We start from the raw sequence: 26,121 nt of genomic DNA on the forward strand, positions 1-26,121 counted from the left end.
CCAAGGACAGGGATTCACGGGAACTGGGACTCCGTTTTTCACCAAGGACAGGGATTCACGGGAACTGGGACTCCGTTTTTCACCAAGGACAGGGATTCACGGGAACTGGGACTCCGTTTTTCACCAAGGACAGGGACTCATGGGGACTGAGGACTCCGTTTTTCACCAAGGACAGGGATTCATGGGGACTGAGGACTCCGCTTTTCACCAAGGACAGGGATTCATGGGGACTGAGGACTCCGTTTTCGTGCCCTAAAGGCGGGGAATACACAAGGCTTGGTACTCCCCTTGTTGCGCCGGACCAATCGGACATGGTTGACCGTTAACATGCTTCCCCAATACGGTCGTCCCCCTATACCGGACAATAATGTCCATTACAGGGGCATTATGACGAATTGGGGGATCATCACGCCAATTTCTTTATACGGCTAACGGAAATTAGAGCCCTTATTTTCGTAAAATAAGGCCATTTGAATTTCTAACGGAACTGGGGTACGTTATTAGACCAAAAATAAGGGATATTACTCGGATCTAGCCCAAATAACGTCCCTCATTTCCGTTAGAATTTGTAACCTGCTGATTTCGGCCATTTAGCGGATCATATTTCCGTTAGCAGTGCGACTTAGTATGATTGAGTCGTTAGGAGCGATAAATGTAATAAGCGAATGAGGGCGATTGATGCGTTAGGAACAGTTGGTGGGTAAGTAGATAATGCGGTAAAGACGGTAAGTGCGGTAGGGGAGATTAGGGGAGATAAGTGCGGAGTGGCGTGAATAAGTACGATAAGAGTGATAAGTGTGTTGTGATAAGCGAATGAGGGCAATGTAGGAGATGGGAGCGTTGGAAGCTATCATGGTAACCCTAAAATTCCTGACGCATAAACTTGCTGAATTTCATTATACGGCTAACGGAAATCAGAGCCCTTATTTTCGTAAAATAAGGCCATTTGGATTTCTAACGGAACTGGGGTACGTTATTAGACCAAAAACGAGGGATATTACTCGGATCTAGCCCAAATAACGTCCCTCATTTCCGTTAGAATTTATAACCTGCTGATTTCGGCCATTTAGCGGATTACATTTCCGTTAGCACTGCGAACTTAGCTCTTAAGGCTCAGTTTTAACACTTTGGCTTTGCGCCTTGTTTTCAACACTATATTTCTATACTATATTTCTACACTTAGCTTCTACACTTTTGCTTCTACTCTAACCTCTGCACCCAGCTTCTGTAGTTCACTTTTACTCTAACATCTACATCTAGCTTCTGCTCATCATCTCCCACCCTACTCTCCGCACTCAGCTTCCACACTTTACTTTTGCTCTACTCCTACCCCCTGCTTCCAACTTCAAGTTTACTCTAACACCTACACCTAGCTTCTGCTCATCATCTCCCACCCTACTCTCCGTACTCAGCTTCCACACTTTACTTTTGCTCTACTTCTACCCCTGCCTTTGCACTTCAATTTCACCCTAACACCTACATCTAGCTTCTGCTCATCATCTCCCACCCTACTCTCCGTACTCAGCTTCCACACTTCACTTTCACTCTACCTCTACCCCCTGCTTCCAACTTCAAGTTTACTCTAACCACCTATACCCTCTAGCTTCTGCACGTCATCTCCCACCCTACTCTCCGCACTCAGCTATCACACTTCATTTTTACTCTGCTTCTAAGCTACTGCATTTTATTTCTACTCTACTCTCCGCACCTAGCTTCAAACTTTAAGCTTCACACTAAACTGCTATCCTAACTCCAGCGCCCTACATTTCACGCAGAACTCGCTCCTACCTGCCACCATATGCTACGGAATCAAACGAGTTTGAAGATGTTATCGTAGACGGTAGGCTTGATTTCCTACCGAGGGGTTCTGATAGAGCGTCAACCTATGATGACTCAGGGGCGCCGGAGTCAGGAGCCAATACCGCCGCTACTGATCTTAAACCAAATGGCAGGCTACATGATGATCGCTGCCCATATTGCGGAATTGCGGAGCCTCGGATTTGCAGCGTTCTACGGCGAACGGACAGCGGGTATGGAACTTGCAGCCTGCTGGCGGATTGGCTGGACTCGGTATATCCCCCTTCAACACGATTCTCTCTCGCTTCAGCTTCGGAATCGGAATAGGCACCGCTGACAGCAAGGCCTTCGTGTAGGGGTGCAGCGGGTTCTTGAACAGCTCGTCTCGCGGTGCTGTCTCCATCATCGTACCGAGGTACATCACGCCGATCCTCGTGCACAAATGCTCTACTACACTCAGATCATGCGAGATGAACAAATAAGTTAAGCCGCGTGTCTCCTGCAAATGGCGAAACAGATTAATGATCTGCGCCTGAATCGAGACATCCAGCGCCGATACAGGTTCATCAGCAATGATCAGATCCGGATTCAGCACAAGCGCGCGGGCGATCCCGATCCGCTGCCGCTGACCGCCGGAGAATTCATGCGGGAAACGATCGATATGATAAGATGACAGGCCGCAGGAGGCCAGCACCTCCTCCACCCGTTCCCTCACCTCCCCCGCCGGTACAAGGCCATGATCGATTAGCGCTTCGCCAATCGCATCGCCGACACGTACCCGCGGGTTCAGCGAGCTGTACGGGTCCTGGAAGATCAGCTGCAGCCGCGGGCGAATTTTGCGCAATTCCTGCGGGGATAAGCCATATAAGTCCTGGCCCTGGAAGATAACGTCCCCCGACGTCTTTTCCGTCAGGCGTACAATGCTCTTGCCAACCGTGCTCTTCCCGCTGCCGGATTCCCCGACCAATCCGAAGGTTTCGCCTGGATTAATTGCAATATTTATATCATCAACGGCCCGCACATGACCCACGGTACGGTTCAAAAGACCGGATTTGATTGGAAAGTACTTCTTCAAATGATTAACTTCTAATAACGGCTTAGACATGAACCGCCGCCTCCTTTTCGTACAGCCAGCAAGCGACCTTCTGCTCCGTACCAAGCTCCCTCAGCTCAGGTCTGCGAACTTTGCAAATCTCCATGCAATGCTCACAGCGATCATGGAAATAGCAGGATTCCGTCAGCTCCAGCGGATTTGGCACCTGCCCCGGAATCGAGTACAGCTCATCCTGCCGCTGATTCAGAATCGGCTTGGCCCGCAGCAAACCCTGGGTGTACGGATGTTTCGGATTCGCGAACAATTCGGTAACCTCGCCTTCCTCTACAACCTTGCCGGAATACATCACGATGACATAATCGGCCATCTCGGCAACAACGCCGAGATCATGCGTAATCAGCAGGATCGACATGCCTGTCTCTTCCCGGAAATTACGCAGGATGTCGAGAATTTGCGCTTGAATCGTAACATCCAGCGCCGTCGTTGGCTCATCAGCGATCAATAATTTCGGCTGACATGAGATCGCGATGGCGATCATAATCCGCTGCAGCATACCGCCGCTAAGCTCATGCGGATAAGAGTCCGCAATCTGTCCAGCGCGCGAAATGCCCACCTGCTCGATCAATTCGATCGCCCGCTTGCGCGCCTCTTTCTTGCTCATCCGCAGATGTTCGATCAGCGGCTCCATGATTTGCTGCCCGATGGTCAGCACCGGGTTCAGCGAAGACATCGGCTCCTGGAAGATCATCCCGATCTCTTTGCCACGGATAACCCGCCGCTCGTTCTTGTTCAATTGGAGCAAATCCGTTCCGTCCAGATCGATCCTGCCACCCACAACCTTCCCGTTCGGACCTTGAATCAGGCCCATGACCGACATCGCGGTTATGCTCTTTCCGCAGCCGGACTCACCTACGATACAAACCGTCTCTCCCTTACGTACTTGCAGGCTGACATCATCAACCGCCTTCACAGTACCTTCCTCTGTATAGAAATGAGTGCTTAAATGTTCGATATCGAGCAAATGCTTTGCCATGATGACAGCCACCTACCTTTTATTTTTGGGGTCCAACACATCTCGAAGTCCATCACCAAAAATATTGATAGCAATGACGGTGATGAAAATACACAGGCCTGGCGGAATCCATAGCCAAGGCCTCTCTTGGAAATCGATCAGATTGTTGGCTGAATCGATCATATTCCCCCAAGTGGGAGTTGGCTGAATGACACCCAATCCGAAAAAGCTCAGCACCGATTCCATCAGGATTGATCCCCCAATATTTAGCGTAGCAATAACGATTAATAACGGTGTAATATTCGGCAGCAAATGATGAAATAGCTTGCGGCGATCCCGCAAACCAAGCACAATCGTCGCCTGCATATACTCGCGTTCACGCAAGCTAAGCATCTCGCCCCTGACCAACCTGGCCAGACCCGGCCAGCCTACGAAGCTGAGCATGATCATCACGATGTACATCCGATAGTCGGTCGGAACCTTCCAGGCGGACAACATCGCGCCGGCGATGAACAGCAGCGGCAGACTGGGAATCGTCAGCAGCAGATCGGCGATCCGCATAACAATTTGATCAACAACACCGCGGTAATACCCGGCGACCGCTCCCAGCAAAGAGCCGATAAATACCGACAGAACCATCGACGCGAAGCCAACGGTCAAGGAAATACGGCCCGCTAGCATCACGCGAGTCAGAACATCGCGGCCAAGCTGATCTGTTCCCAGCCAGTGCTTGGCGCTAGGCGCCTTATTCATCATCGCCAGATTGTTATGATTGCCCGAATACGGCGAGAAGAGCGGGCCAATAAAGCAAAGCAGGATCATAAAAATAACAATGACAAACCCGCTAACCGCGAGCTTGTTCCTCAATAGACGTTTTAGGGACTGCCTCCACAGCGAAGACTTCACGGCCGTTGTCTTGACCGGTGCCTTCGCCCCTCCGGAGGCCAGATTACCACTCAGAGCTGACATAGGGTGTACGACCTCCTTATAGTTTCACTCGTGGATCAGCCAATTTGTAGAGCAGATCCGACAGCAATGTTCCGATCACGGTCAGAATAGCAATGAACATCGTGAAGCCCATCAGCAGCGGATAATCCCGCGATGAGAAGGAGGACATATAAAGCTGTCCGATCCCGGGCCAGTTGAATATTTTCTCGATGATCAAGGAACCGCCGAACAATGCTGGCAGGTCGAAGCCGACCAGCGTGATCGCCGGAAGCAAGGCGTTGCGCAAAGCGTGAGTGAACAGTACCTTACGCTCCTTAAGCCCTTTGGCGCGGGCCGTACGAATATAATCCTGCTTGATCACATCGATCATATTGCTGCGGAAGTAACGGGTTAAGGACCCGAGACTAAGCAGCGTCATAACTACGACCGGCAGCGTCATATGCTGAACGACTTCCTTCACATAAGCAAATCCGGTCGCATTGCTCCCAGTCGTCGTCATACCTCCCGGAGGCAGCCACTTCAAATCGACAGCGAAGCCCTTAATCAGCAGCAAACCGATGAAGAAGGACGGGATCGACATCGCGGCAAAAATGACAACCATAATGAGCGAATCAAACCAGGAATATTGCTTGTATGCTGCGATAACGCCAATGATGACCGAGATCAGCCAAGTAAAGAAAGTGGAGACGATCGCCAGCAGGAAGGAGTTCCATATATATTCATTAAAAAGCTGAAGAATCGGCTTCTGCTGTGCCAGAGAATAGCCGAAGTCTCCATGGAAGGCGTTCTTCATCCAAATCGCATATCGTTCAAGAACCGGTTTATTCAGCCCGTAAATTTGCCGAAGCTCCTCTTTACGCTCAGGACTAAGCTTCAGGTTGCCGCTGATAAAATCGCCAGGCGTAAAAGCGTACAAGCAAAAAATGAGCAGCGACGCGGCAAACAGAATGATAATCATATAAGTGAGACGTTTAACAAGATATGTGCTCATGATCGGCTCCTTATGATGCATCCCCCATACTGTCAGACAGTACAGGGGATGAGTGGATTAATAATTTATTTCAGAGACCAATGATTAACATCCTGGAATCCTGCGAACGGATTGTTGATCACCCCGTCCAGCCGGCCATTGTACGCATAATAGCTCTTTCTGTAGCTTGTAAAAATAACCGGCAGCTCGTCGTTCAAAATTTTGTACATTTCCGCATAATACTGCTTCCGCTGCTCCGTATCGCTTGTAGAGAGCGCTTCATAATACAGTCCCTTCACCTGCGGATTGTCATAACCCTTGATTTCTCCATTGATGAACTGCTGCACACCGTCGGAAGGATCGCTCAGAATTGGCGTGGAGAAGGATACGAGATCATAATCCCCGCTTTCATACTTAGCAACCAAGGCGTTGAAGTCCGCGAATACCTCAGGTTGGAAATCGATGCCGATCTCCTTGAAGTTCTCTGTAGCCACCGCAATAAAAATATCGGTAGCCGGGCTCTTGCTGCCCAGGAAGTGCAGAGTCAGCTTCTTGCCGTCCTTCTCGCGGATTCCATCCGAACCAACAGTCCAGCCGGCGTCATCCAGGGTTTGCTTCGCTTTTTCCGGATCATAAGCATAAGGATTGATTCCATCTTCGGTGTAAGACCAAGAGATTGGAGCTGTCGGAATATTCGCCACTTGCCCTGCTCCCTGGTTGGCATCGACATAAATCCCCTGACGATCCAATCCGTAGGCGAGCGCTTGACGCACATTTTTATCCTTATAAGCTTCATGCTCCAGATTGACGCCCAGATAGCCATATACACTCGGAGTGTAAGGAACGATATTCAAGTACCCCATATCTTTCAGCTTCTTCAGATTGTCCTGTGTGGCTGTAAAGGAACCATAATCTACTTCCCCGGTCTCCAGGTACTGCCAGGTATCCCCTTCAGAGGTTTTGTAAATGAAATGCTCCGTCTTCGGCTTGCCCAGGTAGAAGTATTCATTGGCTGCCATGCGAACTTCCTGGCCCGGAATGAATTTCTCCAGCTTGTAAGGACCGTTGCCCACCGGATTTTCATGCAATTTCTTGATGTATTCCAGATCGCCGAATTTATAATCTTTGCCATAATACGCTTTGGACAGAACCTCGCCGCCGAGTACAATCGGTGCTGTGGCAATAGGCTTCTCCAAAGTAACGGACACGGTGAGCGGATCAACAACTTGAATTCCCTCGATAGTGGTGGTCTTGCCATCTTTGTAATCCTGCCCGCCTTTGATCCCGATCGAAGGAATGATCGAATCGCCATCATAAGCTTTGTCATATAGCAAAGTCCAGGTAAAAGCTACGTCATCCGCGGTCATCGGAGAACCGTCGCTAAATTTCAGATCTTTGCGCAGATGGAAGGTGTAAGTAAGCTGATCACCGGAAATATCCCAGCTTTCTGCAAGCTCCGGAACGGCCAGCCCCTTGTCATCCTGTGTGACGAGTCTGGAGTACAGTAGCGAAGATACATTGCCGTCATAGCCGCTTTGTTGAAAATAAGGTGTGAAGGCACCGCTTGGATTCGTCAGGCCAACAATAATTGTATCTGTACGCTTCTGGGCCAGCGCTGGCAACTTTGCCATATCGCTCGCGGCAATCGGCTGATTCGCATCGACAGCACTGTTCTCCGCATTTGAATTGCTGGAATTGCCGGATACGTTGCCGGTTCCGGTATTTGCCGTATTCCCCGCATTATCGCTCGAGCACGCGGACAATAGCAATGAACCCGCCAATATTAATGAAGTTAACAAAATTGCACTTTTTCTCATGAGACCTCTCCTGCCCCTCTTGAAAATATAATTTTGTAAATCCTTTAAATATTAAGCATATGTAGAATTTCGATTATTCCGACAAACTAACTATGCTTTGAAACTGTTAGTGTTTATTATAAGTACGTTCACCAGTTCTGTAAAGAGAGAACTGATAAAGAATTCTTATATTAACGAAACCTCAAGAAATATAAGTAAAAAAATAGCCTCTCCCTCGCATCTGCGAGAAAAAGGCCGTCTGCTATTTTTCAATATAATCGAGTAATTTGCTCTGAATTTCATTCAGCGCTTTGCGGCGCAAGCTATATTCCGTCACGGTCTCGCCCTGAAAATGCACATAAATAAGCCCGGCGCTGCGCAGTTTGGCAATATGATCATGGGTGATCCCTTTGGACAAATTCATTTCACGCACAATTTCGATGAAACTGCGAGGTCCATGATGCAAATAACGAAGTATTCTTAAGCGGCTCTTCTCCGATAGCGCCCGGATTGTACGAAAATCATGCGTTGGCATAAAATCCTCTTCTCCGATATCCGTCCTGGACGAATAGTGACAAAACAGCACATCTCCGTATTGCATGATGACATTCATCGGCTGGAAATGATATTGCGGGACGAGAAGCAGCTTGTCCACTCCGGAGACAGGTTCAAACACCAAGCCATTTGTCGTCTCATCAATAAATGCTTCCTGCCTCATATGTCCCATAGCCGTTCGTCTCTCTTGATCATGGGCGAGCAGGGCTTCGTGAATAGCCGGATCAGATCGTTCGAAGTATTGCCGGTTCCATTCGCTGAAAACCGTGATCATTCTCTGCTGGAAGTCCCCCATATTCGTTGGGAACTGATTGCCGTATGGCGCAAACAATTCATAGAGATCCCCGACAGACATATTCTGCAGCCAAGCGATTACCTCTTCGATCTCATTCATTCCCGTCGAGAGCAAAATGAGCAGGTATGAGAATTTCCAGTCTCCATTCACTTCTAACTCATCGAGCATCGCGGACAATTCGGGAGTAAGCTGTTGTTTAATTTTTTGAGCCCAGTTTGGTGTCAGATCAATTTTTTTGTGAGATTTTCGGCATATATAGCTATGTAGGCTGCTGATAAATTCAAATTTGCGACTATACTGCATGTCTAAATGGTATGACACCTTTTCACACTCCCTTAGAGGTTGCCCAAAAAGTTCCCTTCTCCGTCCCTAGCTCCATCCAATAAAGAAAGTACATTGGAAGTGTAACCCTGAGTACTGGAAGTCTGACTTATTGAACCTACTCTTATCAATAAATTCTAAATTCTGCTAGAAACTTCTAGTTTTTATGCTGTAATCGTTTTCTGTAAACGAAGGACACGATGAAATGATCACCGTGCCCTTCATTTATCTATGGTCTAAGCGCCTGCTTCTTCCAATGGAATAAATTCCTGCTTCAGCAATTTGACGCGTGAAATTCTCTTGTTGTCAGTTTCCTCTACGATGTATATACAACCATCATATTCCACAGTTTGACCGACCTGGGGCGGCAATACTTCAATTCTTGAATAAAGCCATCCGCCAATCGTATCATAATCATCAGAGTCCAGTTCTAATCCGAAGCGATCATTTACCGAATCAATCAGCATCAGACCGTCAATGGAATACACATCCTCTCCGATTTGTTCAATACCTGGTCGCTCCTCATCAAATTCATCCTGGATTTCCCCAATGATCTCCTCAATGATGTCTTCTAGCGTAACAAGACCGGAGGTTCCACCGTATTCATCAATCAGAATCGCGATTTGACATTTGCCGCGCTGCATCTGCTTCATCAGATTGCTAATCGGCATGGACTCTGGCACAGCCATAATCGGACGAATCAAATGATAATAATCATCTGTATTAGAGCGTATCAGATCTTTAATATGAATGAAACCAATAATATGGTCCTTATCTTGATTACATACAGGATAACGAGTGCGAGTACCCTCCAGAGCAATCTGTAAATTCTCATCCATAGAATTTTGGGTGTAGAGACAGATCATCTCGGTACGTGGGATCATAATCTCTCTTGCCGTTGTATCGGCAAATTCAAAAATATTGTCAACCAGCGACATTTCCGTGCTGTCAATCAGTCCGCTCTCGCTGCTCTCCTTCATCATCACACGGATCTCTTCCTCCGTATGCAATGATTCCAGTCCGGAGACCGGCGTAATGCCAAATAATCTCAACAGACCTGCAGACATCGAGTTAAGCAACCACACAGCCGGATACATAATTCTATAAAATATTTTCATCGGCGGCGCAAACAATAAGGTCACAGCTTCGGCCTTGCGCACCGCAAAGGTCTTCGGAGCAAGCTCTCCGAGCACAATATGAAACATAGCGATAAGCACAAAAGCCAGCGTTAATGAAGCCGCATGAACCGAGCTCTCACCCATTCCTGCCCATGCGAATACAGGCGTTAGAATCCGGGCTACAACCGGTTCACCAAGGAACCCAAGCCCCAGTGAGCATAAAGTAATTCCGAGCTGGCAGGCGGATAAATAACCTTCCAGATGATTTAATAAGTGCTTGGCAGTCATAGCACTCTTGCGTCCTTCTTCGACCAAAGCGTCAATCCGGCCGCTCTTGATTTTGACGATCGCAAACTCGGCCGATACGAAAAAACCGTTTAGCAAGACCAATAACAACATCAGTCCTAATGAAAAAAGACTCGGTAAGGGGTCAGTCAAGACGTATCCTATTCCCGCTTATTACGGAGAATAGGTGCACCTCCTTCGCGGTATAAAATAATATTGCTGTTTATTACGGTTATATATTGTCAACTCCCCAATGAACTCATCTCCTTTTAAAGTTGTTACATCAATGAACTAAATGAGTGTTCAAAAAGATCGGTTTTCCGCACCGAGAAGGTTGGACGAAGCTACGGGCAAAGACGTGGGCTCCACGATCTCATAGAAAACGAATTCGTGAGCCTGTGCTTGAAGCTGGTGTGTGAGCACCAAGCATGTTTCCGCAGGAAACATCGCTTCGTAAGCTCGCTTAACCCCGGCTGAATCCAAGACTTGCTGTCGGATAAGCGCTCCGTGTTTCTTCGTGTTAGATATAGAATGGATTCTCGTTATCCACGGAGTTGATGAAATTCTATATCGCAAGAAAACCTGCATTGAAATCGGTCGCTCATTCTTGGATGACTTCGATTGGTTTTCTTATCCAAAACGATCTTTTTGGAACTACATCTATAATTATATTATTATACACTACACAGTCAAACCATAGTGTATGACTGGGGTACAGGCGTTTTTTATGAAAAATATCCACTCTATTCTCACGATTCCACAATGTGTTAAATAACAGGAAAAAGGGACTGTCTCAAAAGTCGATTTACCGACTTGGAGATGCCCCTTTTGCGTTTAACCTGATCACCCGGACATTTTTGACCCTTAGCATTGCTGCTTTGTTACTTTGCCCTTGAAACGGACCGTACGATTGTGTCCATGGCAAAGGCAAAGGTTGCGTATAACCGCAATAATGTTGCCGGGTCGATTCCTACGTGTCGCATATTTTGCTTCTAAAGGTCAGAAATGTCCGTTAGAAACATGTAATTGTTTTTTCTGGCTCTACAAATGCTCACTCTTGACCGCCTGATAAGTTCGATGACGCTGGCTTTCCAGACAACTAGACGCTAGACAGCGGTTGCTTTCCTATTCCGCTTCTTGCTTTTAGCAGCAGCCTCTTGTAGGAGGTACACTGCCCGAAGCATATGGATATTGATATTTCAGCGGCTCGTCAAAGGTAGCATAGTCGAAGTTCACCATCAGGAGCATCGTTCTGACCCCGGTTTTCGGGTCGCTAATAATAATGTGGTCCCGACCGGCAGCTTCCAGCACACCCTTGAAAATTTTCGCGTTCCATTCCGAGTTGTTCTCATAAGTCATATAGAAGGTACCGATCTTCCCGAGATTGAGGCGCAAAATATTTTCAATATAGGATTGCTCGAAAACTGGCGTTTGGGTAGGCACAACGGTTCCCGCTGAAGTCATCGGGCTGCCTACTGGAACCTGCGGCGGCATGGTAGTAGTCTGGGGATGTCCTGTAGACATCGGTGAATAATTGCCTCCTGACGAATAACTGCGAGGAACCGCATATCCGGCATTATAACCGGCCGGGCGATAAGGTTGTGTGAACATGAATCAATTTCCTCCTTAAAATAAAATTACAGTCAAGCGCTAATATACACTTGGGCAATCTTCGCCGGAAGGAGCAAAGAAGCAGTGGGCTTTGAATCTTCCGGTATTCTGCTGGTTATACCAGGTAGCCGGACAATCTCCGGCTGGTCTGAAGAACCATAATGCGTTGCTGGCTGGCCAAGTCCTCTCACCGTTAATCGCTCTCTGGGCCAGACGGATATCCCGATCGCGCGCTCTTTGATAGAAGTAGCCTTTTTGCGTTGCCTCGAAGCCGCCAGGTGATTGAAACACCATATCGTCCATACTGCGGATATTTTTGAAATCAAGGCAATCGCCAAGAATCCGATTCACGCCTACGTTCCCTACCATGAGCATTCCGAGCTCGCCTTCGCCTTCGGCCTCAGCGCGAATCAATCTTGCCAGGAGACTGACATCTGAGGAGTTCGTTTTTATGACTGCCACGTACCGCCCCCCTTTCCTCACTTCTCAACGCTATATCGTATGTGCAGGAGCCTATATTGGTGCAACAATATAGAAGAATATGATGGCAAAGACATCGATCCACTAAAAATCATATTCGCGCTGTATGCGATTTCAATTTTGAATATTTCGTGTCTATTTCTATGGACGCGCTTACATGAATAGCATATACTGTAAATGAATATGGATAAAATACAGCACTTCATATGCGTACTCACCCAGAGCTCCTTCCATAACACCTTTTAGGAGGTTCTCACATGAAAATCGCGATCATTGGCGGTGGACTTGCCGGCTTAACTGCCGCCGCTTACTTATCCAACAGTCCAGACACCGAAGGTACGGTGTTCGAACGCAGCCCGCAAATCGGCGGACGAGCGTTCACTTATGAGAAATCGGGTTTTACATTGAATTTTGGGGCACATGCGGTTTACGGAATCGACAGACACACGCTGCATAATATGGAGAATGAGCTGGGTCTTCAGTTCCAGAGCAAGCAGGTCGATAAGCGCAAAGTAGTGTATGCCAAGCATGAGGCTCTCACGCCGGCTCCACTCGACTTTGTTAATATTATGAAGACTGATGTACTCAGCAAGCGGGAAAAAGTCAGGTTCATTACTGAAATTGCTGCCGTAATCGGGCATCTCCATCAATTGAAGAACCACCGCACATTGGGAGAGTATCTGGATCACACGAATGCATCCCAGGACGTCAAAGAACTATGGGAGCATCTGGTCTGCTCCAACTTCTTCATCAGTCCAGAGGATGCTCGCCAAGTATCCGGCGAAGTCATCGCTGATTATTATCACAATTTATTCCTCTCCGGCAGGCCGGTAAGCTACATCCTAGGCAGTTGGTCCTCCATTACCAATCAGCTTCGCGGTAAAGTCGAAGCGAATGAGAAGTGGAATATTGCTCTCAAGGAGCCTGTTGAATCCATTCGGATGGAGAATGGCAAGTACATTCTGAACACCAAGAGCCGGGAAGCACTTGAGTTCGACCGAGTTGTTATGGCGATGCCGGTTCAGCAAATCGCCAAGCTGCTTGAGACCACATCCTGGAATCAAGCATTCGAGCCGTACAAGAACAACACGCCAAATGAGGTACTAGTATATGATATAGGCCTCTCCACAGTGGTCTCGCGACCGTTCCATTATATTAGCGATATGGACAACAAGCTGTTCATCAGTGATGTGTCGGCCACCGACCATACCGTGGCTCCATCCGGTGGGCAGTTATTGCAAGGCATCGCTTATCTAAATGATGACTCCTTAAGTGAGGAAGAGAAGAAGCAGTACCTGGATAACAAGGTCCAGCAAATGGAGAAGCTGTTCGATACGTATTATCCGGGCTGGCGTGAGGTCACCGAAGTCAAGCGGATGTCGAAGAAAGCTATGGTATCCAGCGTCAAAAATATTGTTACGAATCGAATGTTGCCGCTTCAGCTTCCGGATGTGCCTTTCTTCTTCTGCGGTGACGGTTGCGAAGGCAAAGGGGAATTGGCGGAACGCGCCTTCTCCAGCGGCAGGTCGGTAGCCAAGCTGCTCCTGTCCCGGACCGAATCTTTAGCGCACTAATCAAGTCTTATCTATTATATATAGGCATACAACAAGAGCTGTCCGCCCAGGACAGCTCTTAGTATTCTTGTACTATGAGGCCTTAATACTCATGAAGTCCGCGATAGGTTCGACCAAGACGTTCAAATCCATAGTAACGACTCCCTTGGAACGTCAGTTTTCCTTCGTCTCCTTCTGAGCATTGGCCATATTCCTGCCCGCTTACTACAAATTCAAGACGGTCCCCGCTCTCAACCTCAAAAGTAACGAAATACTTCGTATCCGAGCGATTCACGGACGTCTCCGTATCATGCCTGTGTGATACCTCGGTCCGTTTGCCCACGATCACTGAAGTCACACTTAGTACAGGCTGTCGGTTATTAGCAAAATAACGTCTAATTCCACTCGCCGATGTCAGGAGAATCACCCCAAAGATGACGACGAGAAAGATCGGAAAAGCGGTATTCATTACCCCCAGCATTTCAGCCCATGATTCCATTCTTCTCCCTCCTAAGATCCAACTCGAGCGGTGCCTTCGTGAGCCCTTTGAAGCCCTGTCTTTTTTATGTATATGCCGTCTTACTTAAAACTTGATATTTGCAAATGTAGGAAAATATGAGATCTTGTCCTAAAATAACAGCAAAAGCCCCCGATCCCTTTTTAGAATCGGAGGCTATATTTCGATCGTTTGGCTTATAGAGTTATGCATAGTACATTTGCAGAAGTTGACGTGTTTCTTCGGCACCGTCATGTTCTGCTTCCAACATCCCTTTCTTGGCCCAGCAATCCTGGCAAGCTTCTTCTGTCGTACACAGATGAGCGTCTTCACAAGTATAGCAGAATTGCAGATAATTGCGGGTAGTTTGCTCTTGGTTCATGGTTTTCATGATTACTCACTCCTAAGTTTCATTTTCGTTAGACTCTCTCTTGTTATTTCTGTTCCTCTTTACAAGTTAAATATATCACAAAGTTTCAGGTCAACATGTGATTATTTTCACAATATTAGAAATATCACAAATTCTTTTTATTCAATTTCTCCTCTACTTACTGGCCCTATAAAAAAAGCCGGCATGTGCTACAGCACGCGCCAGCTTCTTCCCCCATCCGAAGTCTGCATAAGCAGTGAGCGTTTCCCGTCACTCTTGGCCACAAGCAGCCAGCCGAACTTCGCCGTGAAAAATTGCAATTTTACCACTTGATTGTATGCTAAATCCGTCATCACATCATGCAGCTTCCCGTTAACCGGCAATGCGGTCCAGGTCTTTCCTTGATTCGTTGTGTGGTATACCGCACCGTTACGAATATTCCAGCCTTCCAGGCTATTGAGGAAGAATGGGGCAGCTCCCTTATTCGTCTCCGTAATCCAATCGATATCAAATGGAGCATAGGTCCAGGTCTTCCCGCCATCCGTTGTAAAATATCCGTTATACTTCACAGCATCATCCCGTGAGCATCCCACCGGAATCCAGCCGATATCCGAATTATTGAAGAAAGTAGGCGCCCCCGTCAGAAAACCGGAACAATTCTTATACTTACTCATATCGAAGAATTGATCGCTCTTATTCCAGGAGGTTCCCCCGTTCCTCGTCACATAAAGCTCCGGATGTCCGAACTCCACCGCACTAATGTATCCCAGCTTGTCGTTTGAGAATGTCATGGATACGGAGTTGCTCTGAATTGGCGTTGAATTCGTGGCCTCAGGCCCTGTCGGGAACAATGGAGAACTCATTACCTTCTTCCAGCTTGCTCCGCCATTATTGGTTAAATACAGCGTTTTCGTTGTATCGTTCTTTTGACTGTTATCAATCGTTAAGATCCAGCCCCGGTCCTCACTAATAAAGAATACGGAAGCAACCTCATTTGCCTTGGGCAAAGAGGTCATCTTCCAGGTAATTCCCCCATCAATCGTCCGAAGCACAATGGCCTCGCCGGACTCGCTAAAATTACGGATAATCCAGCCGTGGGTCGGACTCACAAAATAAATGTCTTTCCCATATTGGGGATTGCTGGAGAATAACACCGACGTTGCTGGAGATATGTTGGTCCAAGTTTCACCGCTGTCATTTGTCATGTACAGACGAAGTTCACTGCGGGTTGTTCCCCAAGCAAGGCCCGTGGAATCCCCCAGCAGCTGAAAATCCGTCAACCTAGTCTGAATCTCATATTTTTGTGTCTCATTAGCAGGACTATTCGCAGCCGGTTTATTTCCTACGGAATCCATATTAATAACAGTCAAGGTTTGTCCTTCTTCAGAAAGCTCACCCGCTTGATCCTTAGGATCAACTGCAGGCGCTTGGGAAGAACAGGCAGTCAGCAGCATGCCCGCTACTGTGACAATCACGATTAACGTATACCACCTTCTCAAGAACTAAAACCTCGCTTTCACATCTCGTTCATTCCAATCATTATACTATATGATTTCTCTCCAGGACTCTTTCATTTCTCACTAAGCTTAATTATTGAGCTATTACGGCTTTACAAGCTAATTACAATCTATTGTCTTTGGCAAAATTCACCGAGAAATGTTGATCAGGCTTATAGACGGCAAAGGTATAACCTTTACTTTTCAAATAGGAGATCACATCCGGCAAAATCTTAACGGTCTGAGATCGTTCATGCATAAGAATGACTTCTCTGTCGCGATGAACCTGCTTCTTCACCTGCTGCAAAATTTTCTCAGGGTGTTTCGAATAACTCCAGTCCATGGAATCAACCGTCCAATCCCACATTTTGAAGCCAGCATCAACGATGTCATCACGGAATTTCTTATCAATCATTGGCGCACTTCCGTAAGGAGCACGGATCAGCCATGGCGGCGTTCCAATAATCTCCTCCATCATTCCTTGTTCCTTCTGGAACTCCTTAATGAAGGGACCACTGCCATGATCATACAGCTTCTTCTTATCATGAGTCATACTATGCATACCGATATAATTGCCTGCCTCATACGCCTTCTTTACTGCTTTCTCATTGCCTGACAAATTCCCGCCGACCATAAAGAAAGTAGCATGAATCCCGTTATCATTAAGTATTTTGACAATCTGTGATGTAAACTTGCCGGGACCATCGTCAAACGTTAAGTAGATCACTTTCTTAGCGTTATTTTGATCATCCTTCTCCACCGGCTTCTTCGAAGCATCGTTGTTCTTATCTGCCGGAGTCTGGTTCTTGCCTTGATCCTTATCTGCCTGGGAGTCGTCCTTGCCGGAATCCTTAGGGTCTTGAGCCCCTTGACCTTGATCCTGTTCCTCCTGCTTGCCATGATCATCAGAATTCGTGTTAGAGGAAGGTTGGTCTGAATTTCCATCCTTATTTGAAGAATTATCAGCAGGGTTATCACCCTCTTGAACAGCTTCAGGTCCCGAGGAAGTGGAATTGTCCTTCTGACTTTCCAATTGAGGAGATACGACCGTAGCCGAGGAACCTGTCTTATCATTCATTAAACTCTTCGATGCAACTACAGATAAAATAATTGCAGCCGACGCCAAAATTATCGCGATAGTAACAATGGGCTTAATTCGACGTTTTCTCTTGTTTCTCGATTTTCTTGGTCTCATGATGACTGGATCTTGCGTGTTTCTGGAATTAGACATTCAATATCACCGCTGTTCCTATCTTTATTTATATTAACATTAATAGAATAATATATTTAACTTACGCCGTCCTTACAGAATGGTTACAATCTATTACGGCTAAGTAAGTATATCTGAATCACTAGCAGGCAGTCCTGCATAAAATGCGTCGTATTATGACATAAATAAACCATCACCAAGGATAACGAATCCATGTTGGCATATTTCTTTCGACAATATATATTAAAATTTTGTAGTTTAAATCATAACTTTTTGCTTCAAATTTAACCCATTTCATGTACAATGAATGAAGTACGATTTACCGGGTACATACATATATGTACTACTTATCGAGCCAATAAGGAGTGAAGATCATGGAACCTAAAGTTTCTTCAAGTAAAGTCGTTATTATCGGTACCGGTGCCGTTGGAGCAACCACCGCCTACACTTTATTGCTTCGGGAACGAGTATCAGAGCTGGTTCTGATTGACGCAAACAAAGAGAGAGCGTTAGGGGAAGCTCTTGATATGAACCACGGTCTGCCTTTTACAGGCGGCATGAAAATCTGGGCGGGCGATTACAGCGATTGCGCTGGCGCCGACATTATCGTCATTGCAGCCGGAGCGTCCCAGCAGCCCGGCGAGACAAGAATCGACCTGTTGAAGCGCAATGCCCGTATTTTTGACAGCATCATCCAGAACATAGTGAAGTACAATACCCATGGTATCATCCTTGTCGCTACGAACCCAGTGGATATTTTATCCTATGTATCCTTGAAGAAGAGCGGTTTCCCTTCCAACCGGGTCATTGGCTCCGGCACGCTGCTTGACAGCGCACGCTTCCGCTACCTGATCGGCGAGGCGAAGGAGATCAATCCGCGCAGTATTCATGCTCATATTATCGGGGAGCACGGGGATTCCGAATTGCCATTGTGGAGCCTAGCTAACGTAGCCGGGATCGATGTGGAATTCACAGATGAAGAGCGGGAAAGTATTTTCGAGAGCACCAAGAATGCCGCCTATGAGATCATTAATGCAAAAGGGGCAACCTTCTATGCCATTGCCCTGGCGCTCGATCGGATCATCGTCTCTATTCTGAAGAATGAAGCTTCCGTCCTGAACGTCTCTACCCTGTTGAATGACTACAACGGAGTATCGGATGTATATCTTGGAGTACCTTGTATTGTAGACAGTACAGGAGTGCGAGAAGTGCTCGATCTTGAACTTAATGATGAAGAACTTGAGAAATTCCAAGCTTCAGCCAACAAACTCAAGGCCGCTATTGCCGAACTTGAACTGTAAAATAAGAAAAGCAGCCAACATGCGGGTTAACCTGCGAATTGGCTGCTTTTTTTAGTAAAACATGATATTTATATTTTGGTTGCTTCGACGGATTGGAGATACATTTGCTGGTATTCACCCTGGCTCTGGACCCAAAGGCGGTAATCCCTCTCCGCTCTGGCCCGATCCTGCTCTGAGATATAACCATCCTGCACCATCTGCTTGCCTTTGAAATCAGCAACCTCAGCCCAGATCAGTGCTTTGTGGATAAAATCCGGATCTTGGCGTTGAGTGAATTCAAGTTGGGACAGAGATACGATATCGTTCAGTTCACCGGTCCTCTCCATCAGCTCGGCCAAATGGTCGGCCATTTCATTATCCATCCCGGCATCTGAGCGCCAACTCAGGAAAGCATTGTAAAAACTTTGCATCGACGACGGAATCGGTGGACTCCATTCTATTCTATGATGGTTATAATCAAGTATGAGCAATTTCCCACCGCTTCGAACCCTTTTGACCATCTGTTCAATTGCCGTGTAAGGGCGGCTCAACCATTGCAACACCCTGGCAGAAGTCACGATATCAAATTGCTGTTCCAACGGAAGATCATAGATATCTCCGACTTCAAAGGAGATCCCCGCTGTTCCCTGCATTTCTGCTCTCGCTTTGGCAATCCAATCCGGATCGTTATCGATGCCAATGACTAAACCTTCCGGGCCAGTGATCTCTGCAATTCCCCGCGTAATTGCTCCGGTTCCACAACCTATGTCCAGTACGCGCATTCCGGGTCTGATCAGCTCGGCCAGCCGCCTGTGTGAATCCGCCAGCGTACGTGCGTCAATCACACCAGAATGATTTAATACCGCTCTTCTCTTTGCCGCTTCATCACTCATGCATTCACCCACTTCCTCAGAAGTTGTTCAAAGTTCGCTTTGGAATAAGTAAACTGACCTTCTATTTAGTAAATCACAATATTTCCTTCACGACGCTTCTCGCGGTCTTGGCGGCTGATGAGACGATTCATCGCTTCCAGATAAGCCTTCGCACTCGCCTCGATGATATCTGTGCTCACGCCGCGGCCGTTAGCAGATGCCTCCCCCTGCCTCAGCACCACATGAACCTCACCTTGCGCATCCGTTCCATGGGTTACCGAATGGATTGCGTAGTCTTCCAGTTCGGCAGCAATGCCAGTTGCTTTGGCAATCGCTTGGTACACAGCATCCACCGATCCGTTGCCCACCGCGGCCTCTTCTACCCTATCCCCGTTCTCCTTCATAATACGAACCGCTGCAGTAGGCATCGTCTTATTTCCATAAGACACTTGAATATTGTCCAGCGTAAGCGGCTTAGGTCCCTCTGCCAATTTCTCGTCCAGCAAAGCCCGGATATCTTCGGACAGAATATTCTTCTTGCGGTCCGCCAATACCTTGAACTTGGCAAAAGCGATATTAAGCTGCTCCTCGTTAAGCTCATAGCCCAGATCGATTAATTTCTCCTTGAACGCATGGCGGCCTGAATGCTTGCCAAGCACGAGCTTGCTTGAGCTTGCGCCAATCGTCTCCGGCGTAATGATCTCATAGGTGCTGCGATTCTTCAGCATACCGTCCTGATGAATGCCCGACTCATGAGCAAATGCGTTCGCGCCTACAATCGCCTTATTGCCAGGCACGCTCATCCCGGTTAATTTGCTGACCATACGGCTAGTACGGTAGATCTCACTCAAGTTCAAGGATGTTTTCGCCCCGTAATAATCACTTCTCGTCTCCAGGGCCAACGCGACTTCCTCCAGGCATGTATTCCCCGCTCTCTCGCCAATCCCGTTAATGGTTCCCTCAAACTGATCAACACCGTTTGCGATCGCGGCCAGCGTATTGGCCGTCGCCATCCCCAGATCATCATGGCAGTGCGTGCTTAGCTGAATCTTCTCAATACCCGGTACACTGGATTTGATCGTCTTGAACATATTGCCGAATTGCTCGGGAGTTGCAAAACCCACAGTATCCGGTAAATTAACAACACAAGCTCCGGCATCAATTGCCGTCTTGGTCACCTCGCAGAGGAAATCGATCTCGGTGCGGCTGGCATCCTCTGCGGAGAATTCAACCTTGCTGAAGAACTTCCGGCCATAGCGAATCGCTGATGCAGCCGTCTCCAAAATTTTTGCCTTATCCATATGAAGCTTATGCTCCCGGTGGATCGGCGATGTGGCCAACACGAGATGGAGGCAAGGATCTTCGGCCTCACGCAGCGCTTCTACAACTGCATCGATATCCTTCATGTGACAACGGGCCAGACTCAGCAGCGTTGCATTCTTGACCTGTCTTGATACCGCACGGATGCTCTCGATCTCTCCCGGAGAGGCTGCGGCGAAGCCCGCTTCAATCCGATCGATCCCCAGCTTCTGAAGCTGAATCGCAATCTCCACCTTTTCCTCCGTCGTCAGGCTTACTCCCGGCGATTGTTCCCCATCACGCAATGTCGTATCAAACACGTAAATTTTCCTCATTTTCTGTTCCATCCCTTCAAAATGATATTAAAAAAACCTCTCACGCCTCTGCTACAGGCCAAATAACCTGTGCAGGGGCGAAAGAGGTTCTCTTCCACGGTACCACCCTTGTTTTGCCGTCTACCTCAAGCCAGCAGGTTCCAGGCGGACCCTGAAACTGCCAAACTGTAATTTACGGCCTCAGATGAATCATAACCACTTTAGGGTCAGATCCAAAGATGCAATAACGGGCAAAACCCGGCATCTCTTAATTACTTCCATCCGCTATATACAGAAGCGTTCGGAGATGCAGCTCCAAGGCGAGTTGATACGCTGATTAAGGCGGCGATTTCAGCATGTTCGCCGTTCTCTGGACATAATCCCTCGTATCCGGTCCTTATCTTAGCTATTCCCTATTCGATTAGAGGTTGTTTAAAAAGCCCTCTTTTTAAACATGTACTTCCAGGCTTTTTTACGCCGGAACAATCAATAACAAATCAAAAAACCCCTCTCATCCCGCGCATCAAATGCGCCATGGGACGAAAGGGGTTAGCTTCCGTGGTACCACCCAGCTTCACTATACATTGCTTAATGTACAGCCTCAGGCAGAGCGAAAATATTCGCTATCTGCGCACGTTAACGGATGCAGACCGGCCATCCCTAACGCTAATCAGCGGTTCAGGACAGCAGCTCAGAGGCGAGTTGGTGCTCGGGATTAAGGCGGTGATTTCAGCAACTACACCGCTCTCTGGACATAAGCGCCCGTATGACCTGCTCCTCTTCATAGCCAATCTTTTCAAAAACTTGATCATATTATATTCACAAATTTAGATTTTAGTCAACCGTTATTTTTATTTTTTTGTATTGCCCCTGCTCCCGGGGAGCAAGTTACTTAACGGAAGAGCCTGTATCCTCAATGATCAAATCAACATCATACGTCACTTCCGACTTACTAAAGACACGATCCCAATCCTGCTCCACCTTCCTCCAAACCTTGGGATGCTGCATCCGAAGATGATCCCCGAATCTTCCAACATCGACCTGGTATACATCACGCATTTTATGAATGACATCCTTCATCATCGTATTCAGCTCTTGCTTGAAGGCTTCTTCCGCTTCGCTGATAAATTCCTCGTTGCCGGCGGACTCCTCCATATCCCAGTTCTCCATAAGCCTTCCCTTCGTCTCGATCTTTACATGAAACGAGATATTGTCCCCATTGACCTGCGATTTTGTGCTTGACTTGGCCGAGATCACTTCGTAGATCAGCACGTTGCCATCCTTGTCATAAGTCTTAAGCACCCCGCCATGGATCGACCCATGAATCCAGGACAGTGCCTGAGTCTCCCGCACGGATAACGATCCGATCCATTTCCTGTTCTTCCCTTGAATGATGGAGGATCCGGCAATAGCTACCTCATCCTTGGAGCTGGACAGATTCTGCAAAGTAAAGCTTGTGCCGGAATTTATGATTCCGTTCAGCTTGGTGAGATTTTTAGGAGGTAATACATTATTGGCTTTGCCCCCGTTCTCGGTCAGGCCGGTAAGCTCCAAGGAGGGGATTTCGCCGGAATTGTTGCTGACAAGTACCTCGCTCGCTTTGCTCTTGCTCATTAATACAAGGCAGCTTGGTCTGATCGCGTTATCCCTTAGCACGAATTTCAACAGCTTGTCAATTTCTATTCGCTGTGCAAGCTCCTCTGAAATAACAATCACTTTGACATGATGACCCATCATTGGCTTGGATCTCCGGGTGGCCATTTGACGGATCATTTGGAACAGAGAGTCCCCGGTTTCCTGAATATTCGAATATAAATCGCTGCTTGATTTATCCGCTTTGCCGGAAGTTGGTCTTTTTTGAAAAGGAATAATTTGAAAAGTGAGTGTAACCCGATCCTTCTTGGGGTAGGCATTCCCATTCATGGCCAGCTCCTTCTCTTCTTTCGATGGTTCGGCCACATCCATCCCCAGCCCCACAAGTACCGTCTGATCCTCGATTTCTTTAATTCCCCAGCACCCGGTAGTAAGAGTCAGCAAAAGCAAGAGCGGGAAGATAGCCAGTATATATCGTCTCAGTCGATCCATTTCACCTCGCATCCCCCTTTTTGAAAATAATGGCATATAGCAGCATTAATGGAGGCAGAATGATGAATATAGCAACCCCGACATTAGCAAAGAAGCCACCGAACTGAAAGAGCTCATTTACGTCTCGGGGAAACGAAGCAATGATAAATATGACCGGCATCGATAAATATAGAATCGGTTTCTTGCTTGTTCGGAAGGTTTGTGCAATCCCGGTTGTAGATATATATTGCAAAATAGAGAAGGTTGTTAGAATTTGCATGATCCAGACAACAAGCAGGAAGAAATCGAACCTCTCGAAGAAAAGCCCCTTAATCTCGAAGCTTCGCAATAAATCCACGATCGGCCAGGTACTGCTGACGGCCCCATGCACACTAATTCCGCCGATCACCATGATGAAAGCGATCAGATTCAGGAATAAAGGGACCGTAATCCCCATAACTAGCGCCGTCCCGGCCTTTCCGGGATGCTTCATTGAAGCGGTGAGGATGAACATAATTTCATGCCCCAGAAATACGAGCACGGTTGAACCGACACCTTGCAATGCTGGGAGAACTCCGTCACCAAGCACAGGGAGCAAATTGTCTATTTCGAACACTTTACTGCTCAGAATCATCGAAAAAACAAATACCACGATAGTGATTGGCAGTATGATCTCGTATAATCGGGCTATCGCCCCAAGCCCACCCAGGATTAGATATAAGCCAACCCAAATAAAGGACATCATAATCCCCCATCGGGGAACATCCTCAAGCAGGTAGAGCGTGGTTACTTCGAACATCACTCTCAGCTCAAAGGCAGCTATAAAAATATAAAAAGCCGCAATTCCAACGTTAAAAAAGCTTCCCAGCCACTTTCCCATAAGATCTCTGGAAAATTGAAAAAGTGTCTTGCCCGGAAATCGCTGGCATAGCTTAACGATGCAGGTTCCGGTCAGCACGACCAGAATGCCTCCGAGGATAATGGATATCCAGCCATCAGAGTTATTCATCTTGTCAGCAAGTACTCTTGGTAAAGTGAGTATCCCCGACCCAAGCATACAGTTGCTGATAATCACTGCGGTTTGTGAAGTCGTGATTTTCTTATCCTCGGTTAACATATAATCCTCCTCGATCACGCCCTCATTTACTTCTGCGGCTGGAATCCTTCGTCTTCATCAGGATGGGGCGCCGGTTCATCAGCTTGAATGGCATGCGAAATACAAAGTCCTTCCAGTCATTCAACCGGTATGGAGACATTGGGCTGACATATGGTACGCCAAAGCTCTTCAGCTTCGACAGATGGCTGCAGATCAAGATGAAAAACAGCACGGTTCCAAACAGCCCCAGAAACGCCGCAAAGAACATCGCCAGAAACCTCAGCATCCGTAGAGTAATCCCGGCACTGTAGGATGGAATAGCAAAGGATGATATAGCCGTTACCGCCACAACAATAACCAGGAAAGGACTGATAATCCCCGCATTTACCGCAGCATCGCCAATAATCAGACCTCCAACGATACCCATCGCAGGGCCGATTGGCTTGGGCAGCCGAATGCCGGCTTCTCTAAGGATTTCAATCGAAACTTCCATAATTAGCGCCTCAATTATCGAGGGAAACGGGACGGTCTGCCTGGCCTCTATAATCGTGACTACTAACTCAGTAGGAATCAGTCCCTGATTATAGGTAATAAAGGAGATATATATAGCGGGTGTAAATACGGCTAAAAAAGCGGTGAAAAATCGCAACAACCGCAGTAGTGTAGCTGGTATCCAGCGCTCGTAATAATCCTCCGGCGACTGGAGCAGCATGCTGAAGGTCACGGGAACAATTAATGCAAAGGGAGTTCCATCAAGTAAAATGGCTACCCTGCCTTCCATTAAAGCACCGATGACCCGGTCCGGCCGCTCGGTGTTCTGGACTTGCTGGAACAGGCTCATGCTGTTGTCCTCAATCAGCTGCTCCACATAACCTGATTCCGCCACATAGTCCATATTGATCGCTTCAACCCGGCGGATAACCTCTTCGACCAGTTCAGAATTGGCGATATCCCTCATGTAAGCGATGATCAGATCCTTTTGGGCGCGCGCTCCAACCTTGAATTTGGTCATCTGCAGGCTCTCGTTCCTGCCATGACGCCTTAATAAGGCGGTATTCTCGCTTAAGGTTTCTGTAAAGCCAGTGCGCGGGCCTCTTAACAGGCCTTCGGATACCGGTTCCTCTATAGGCCTGCTATTTCCGGCAGATCCGTTCATAAACACCACTTCTTCTACCCCTTCAACCAGCAGCGCTACAGAACCCGTTAATATGCTTTCTATTACCTGATCCAGATGGCGAGTATCGCTGACTTGGCTAATGGACAGAATCTGCTCCAACAGACTTTCCCTCGTAATGGGAATAGGGGGGTCATCCCCACAATGGTTCATCAATGATTCCAGCACCCGTGTATCCATCAGATTTTTATCATAAAGACCATCTGCATACAGAAGAGCGGCCTTTTTCTCTTCCCGGAGGATGAATTCCCGAATATGAACATCGCAATGACGAACGGATTGCTGCTTAAGCACCGCAAGATCACGGTCATAGTTCCCCGTTACCGGCTGTTCGCCGGGAGTCTCTCCCCCGTCATTATTACTTGCAGCTTTCGACGTACTTGCCCCCTTGCTCTTTGCAGAGCTGCGATTGTTCAATTGGGATTTCAACCAATTAGACAGAAAGTAGAAGACCACCGGCAGAACCAATGACATGACCGCTTGAAGAATAACGTCCCACCCCGGAAAATGGGATACTATGAATTTCCACATATTTATCATCCTAACGGCTCAAAAGCCATGAGATTACCGAAATTCGACGTAATATTCGCAACATGTAGTCTTTCCATAACTGTCCAAATCATGCAAAAGGAGCATGTGTCCACAAGAAAAAGCG

The 26,121-nt window shown here is 47.4% G+C and carries 21 protein-coding genes; 3 read left to right on the top strand and 18 right to left on the bottom strand.

The genetic code is table 11. The annotated features are described in order from the left end of the window. Positions 1-256 (top strand): hypothetical protein (locus DMN77_RS23675; protein WP_218653075.1); only part of this gene is annotated, 256 nt, incomplete at its 5' end. A 1,680-nt stretch (positions 257-1,936) separates the two neighbouring features. Here the strand turns inward: DMN77_RS23675 and DMN77_RS21245 are convergent. The 9 genes from DMN77_RS21245 to DMN77_RS21285 form a co-directional block, all read right to left on the bottom strand. Continuing rightward, positions 1,937-2,902, bottom strand: a complete 966-nt coding sequence (locus DMN77_RS21245) for an ABC transporter ATP-binding protein (RefSeq protein WP_179016244.1) — start codon at positions 2,900-2,902, stop codon at positions 1,937-1,939. Further along, complete coding sequence (locus tag DMN77_RS21250) at positions 2,895-3,884, bottom strand: ABC transporter ATP-binding protein (RefSeq protein WP_068781423.1); 990 nt, start codon at positions 3,882-3,884, stop codon at positions 2,895-2,897. The genes DMN77_RS21245 and DMN77_RS21250 overlap by 8 nt, the downstream gene beginning before the upstream one ends. Before the next feature lie 12 nt (positions 3,885-3,896). Next, complete coding sequence (gene opp4C / locus DMN77_RS21255) at positions 3,897-4,832, bottom strand: oligopeptide ABC transporter permease (RefSeq protein WP_179016245.1); 936 nt, start codon at positions 4,830-4,832, stop codon at positions 3,897-3,899. A gap of 16 nt (positions 4,833-4,848) precedes the next feature. Continuing rightward, a complete protein-coding gene (locus DMN77_RS21260; RefSeq protein ID WP_179016246.1) occupies positions 4,849-5,802 on the bottom strand; it encodes an ABC transporter permease in 954 nt (317 codons plus the stop codon). A gap of 65 nt (positions 5,803-5,867) precedes the next feature. Further along, positions 5,868-7,598, bottom strand: coding sequence for an ABC transporter substrate-binding protein (locus tag DMN77_RS21265; protein WP_179016247.1), 1,731 nt, complete (start codon positions 7,596-7,598; stop codon positions 5,868-5,870). Positions 7,599-7,839: 241 nt separating this feature from the next. Further along, positions 7,840-8,748 (bottom strand): ArsR/SmtB family transcription factor, encoded by a 909-nt coding sequence (locus tag DMN77_RS21270; RefSeq protein WP_372776366.1) that lies wholly within the window; start codon positions 8,746-8,748, stop codon positions 7,840-7,842. 236 nt (positions 8,749-8,984) lie between these two features. Beyond that, entirely contained in the window at positions 8,985-10,265 is a 1,281-nt protein-coding gene (locus DMN77_RS21275; protein WP_179016275.1) for a hemolysin family protein, read from the bottom strand. Between the two features lie 1,029 nt (positions 10,266-11,294). After that, entirely contained in the window at positions 11,295-11,762 is a 468-nt protein-coding gene (gene gerQ / locus DMN77_RS21280; RefSeq protein WP_068781428.1) for a spore coat protein GerQ, read from the bottom strand. A 39-nt stretch (positions 11,763-11,801) separates the two neighbouring features. Further along, entirely contained in the window at positions 11,802-12,224 is a 423-nt protein-coding gene (locus DMN77_RS21285; RefSeq protein ID WP_068781429.1) for a cell wall hydrolase, read from the bottom strand. Positions 12,225-12,499: 275 nt separating this feature from the next. On the opposite strand from DMN77_RS21285, the gene DMN77_RS21290 reads away from it, so the two are divergent. Continuing rightward, complete coding sequence (locus tag DMN77_RS21290) at positions 12,500-13,816, top strand: FAD-dependent oxidoreductase (protein ID WP_068781430.1); 1,317 nt, start codon at positions 12,500-12,502, stop codon at positions 13,814-13,816. Positions 13,817-13,898: 82 nt separating this feature from the next. On the opposite strand, the gene DMN77_RS21295 is transcribed toward DMN77_RS21290, so the two are convergent. The 4 genes from DMN77_RS21295 to DMN77_RS21310 form a co-directional block, all read right to left on the bottom strand. Beyond that, entirely contained in the window at positions 13,899-14,294 is a 396-nt protein-coding gene (locus DMN77_RS21295; protein WP_068781431.1) for a DUF2500 domain-containing protein, read from the bottom strand. Between the two features lie 202 nt (positions 14,295-14,496). Next, the gene (locus DMN77_RS21300) at positions 14,497-14,682 is read right to left on the bottom strand and encodes a hypothetical protein (protein ID WP_068781432.1); all 186 of its coding nucleotides are present in this window, start codon (positions 14,680-14,682) and stop codon (positions 14,497-14,499) included. A gap of 188 nt (positions 14,683-14,870) precedes the next feature. Then, a complete protein-coding gene (locus tag DMN77_RS21305; RefSeq protein WP_179016248.1) occupies positions 14,871-16,160 on the bottom strand; it encodes a WD40/YVTN/BNR-like repeat-containing protein in 1,290 nt (429 codons plus the stop codon). Positions 16,161-16,281: 121 nt separating this feature from the next. Further along, on the bottom strand, positions 16,282-17,235 hold the full coding sequence (locus DMN77_RS21310; protein WP_068781434.1) for a polysaccharide deacetylase family protein: 954 nt from the start codon (positions 17,233-17,235) through the stop codon (positions 16,282-16,284). Between the two features lie 506 nt (positions 17,236-17,741). On the opposite strand from DMN77_RS21310, the gene DMN77_RS21315 reads away from it, so the two are divergent. Continuing rightward, positions 17,742-18,668 (top strand): L-lactate dehydrogenase, encoded by a 927-nt coding sequence (locus DMN77_RS21315; protein WP_068781435.1) that lies wholly within the window; start codon positions 17,742-17,744, stop codon positions 18,666-18,668. Positions 18,669-18,736: 68 nt separating this feature from the next. Here DMN77_RS21315 and DMN77_RS21320 read toward each other — a convergent pair whose 3' ends face one another. The 5 genes from DMN77_RS21320 to DMN77_RS21340 all read right to left on the bottom strand — a co-directional run bounded on the left by DMN77_RS21320 (position 18,737) and on the right by DMN77_RS21340 (position 25,997). After that, a complete protein-coding gene (locus DMN77_RS21320) occupies positions 18,737-19,540 on the bottom strand; it encodes a class I SAM-dependent methyltransferase (protein ID WP_179016249.1) in 804 nt (267 codons plus the stop codon). 65 nt (positions 19,541-19,605) lie between these two features. Beyond that, positions 19,606-21,153 carry a 2-isopropylmalate synthase gene (locus DMN77_RS21325; protein WP_179016250.1) on the bottom strand — a complete coding sequence of 516 codons (1,548 nt, stop codon included), beginning with the start codon at positions 21,151-21,153 and terminating at the stop codon, positions 19,606-19,608. 867 nt (positions 21,154-22,020) lie between these two features. Further along, on the bottom strand, positions 22,021-23,217 hold the full coding sequence (locus DMN77_RS21330; RefSeq protein WP_068781438.1) for a Ger(x)C family spore germination protein: 1,197 nt from the start codon (positions 23,215-23,217) through the stop codon (positions 22,021-22,023). A gap of 1 nt (position 23,218) precedes the next feature. Next, entirely contained in the window at positions 23,219-24,313 is a 1,095-nt protein-coding gene (locus DMN77_RS21335; RefSeq protein WP_179016251.1) for a GerAB/ArcD/ProY family transporter, read from the bottom strand. Positions 24,314-24,335: 22 nt separating this feature from the next. Then, on the bottom strand, positions 24,336-25,997 hold the full coding sequence (locus DMN77_RS21340; RefSeq protein ID WP_068781440.1) for a spore germination protein: 1,662 nt from the start codon (positions 25,995-25,997) through the stop codon (positions 24,336-24,338). Between the last annotated feature and the right edge of the window lie 124 nt (positions 25,998-26,121).

The organism is Paenibacillus sp. 79R4, from assembly GCF_013393165.1.
Classification (GTDB): domain Bacteria; phylum Bacillota; class Bacilli; order Paenibacillales; family Paenibacillaceae; genus Fontibacillus.

Coding starts and splice junctions, on each gene's coding strand:
- DMN77_RS21245 (WP_179016244.1), bottom strand. CDS start 2,902: ATGTCTAAGCCGTTATTAGAAGTTAATCATTTGAAGAAGTACTTTCCA.
- DMN77_RS21250 (WP_068781423.1), bottom strand. CDS start 3,884: ATGGCAAAGCATTTGCTCGATATCGAACATTTAAGCACTCATTTCTAT.
- opp4C (WP_179016245.1), bottom strand. CDS start 4,832: ATGTCAGCTCTGAGTGGTAATCTGGCCTCCGGAGGGGCGAAGGCACCG.
- DMN77_RS21260 (WP_179016246.1), bottom strand. CDS start 5,802: ATGAGCACATATCTTGTTAAACGTCTCACTTATATGATTATCATTCTG.
- DMN77_RS21265 (WP_179016247.1), bottom strand. CDS start 7,598: ATGAGAAAAAGTGCAATTTTGTTAACTTCATTAATATTGGCGGGTTCA.
- DMN77_RS21275 (WP_179016275.1), bottom strand. CDS start 10,265: ATGTTGTTATTGGTCTTGCTAAACGGTTTTTTCGTATCGGCCGAGTTT.
- gerQ (WP_068781428.1), bottom strand. CDS start 11,762: ATGTTCACACAACCTTATCGCCCGGCCGGTTATAATGCCGGATATGCG.
- DMN77_RS21290 (WP_068781430.1), top strand. CDS start 12,500: ATGAAAATCGCGATCATTGGCGGTGGACTTGCCGGCTTAACTGCCGCC.
- DMN77_RS21295 (WP_068781431.1), bottom strand. CDS start 14,294: ATGGAATCATGGGCTGAAATGCTGGGGGTAATGAATACCGCTTTTCCG.
- DMN77_RS21300 (WP_068781432.1), bottom strand. CDS start 14,682: ATGAAAACCATGAACCAAGAGCAAACTACCCGCAATTATCTGCAATTC.
- DMN77_RS21310 (WP_068781434.1), bottom strand. CDS start 17,235: ATGAATGATAAGACAGGTTCCTCGGCTACGGTCGTATCTCCTCAATTG.
- DMN77_RS21315 (WP_068781435.1), top strand. CDS start 17,742: ATGGAACCTAAAGTTTCTTCAAGTAAAGTCGTTATTATCGGTACCGGT.
- DMN77_RS21320 (WP_179016249.1), bottom strand. CDS start 19,540: ATGAGTGATGAAGCGGCAAAGAGAAGAGCGGTATTAAATCATTCTGGT.
- DMN77_RS21325 (WP_179016250.1), bottom strand. CDS start 21,153: ATGAGGAAAATTTACGTGTTTGATACGACATTGCGTGATGGGGAACAA.
- DMN77_RS21330 (WP_068781438.1), bottom strand. CDS start 23,217: ATGGATCGACTGAGACGATATATACTGGCTATCTTCCCGCTCTTGCTT.
- DMN77_RS21335 (WP_179016251.1), bottom strand. CDS start 24,313: ATGTTAACCGAGGATAAGAAAATCACGACTTCACAAACCGCAGTGATT.
- DMN77_RS21340 (WP_068781440.1), bottom strand. CDS start 25,997: ATGTGGAAATTCATAGTATCCCATTTTCCGGGGTGGGACGTTATTCTT.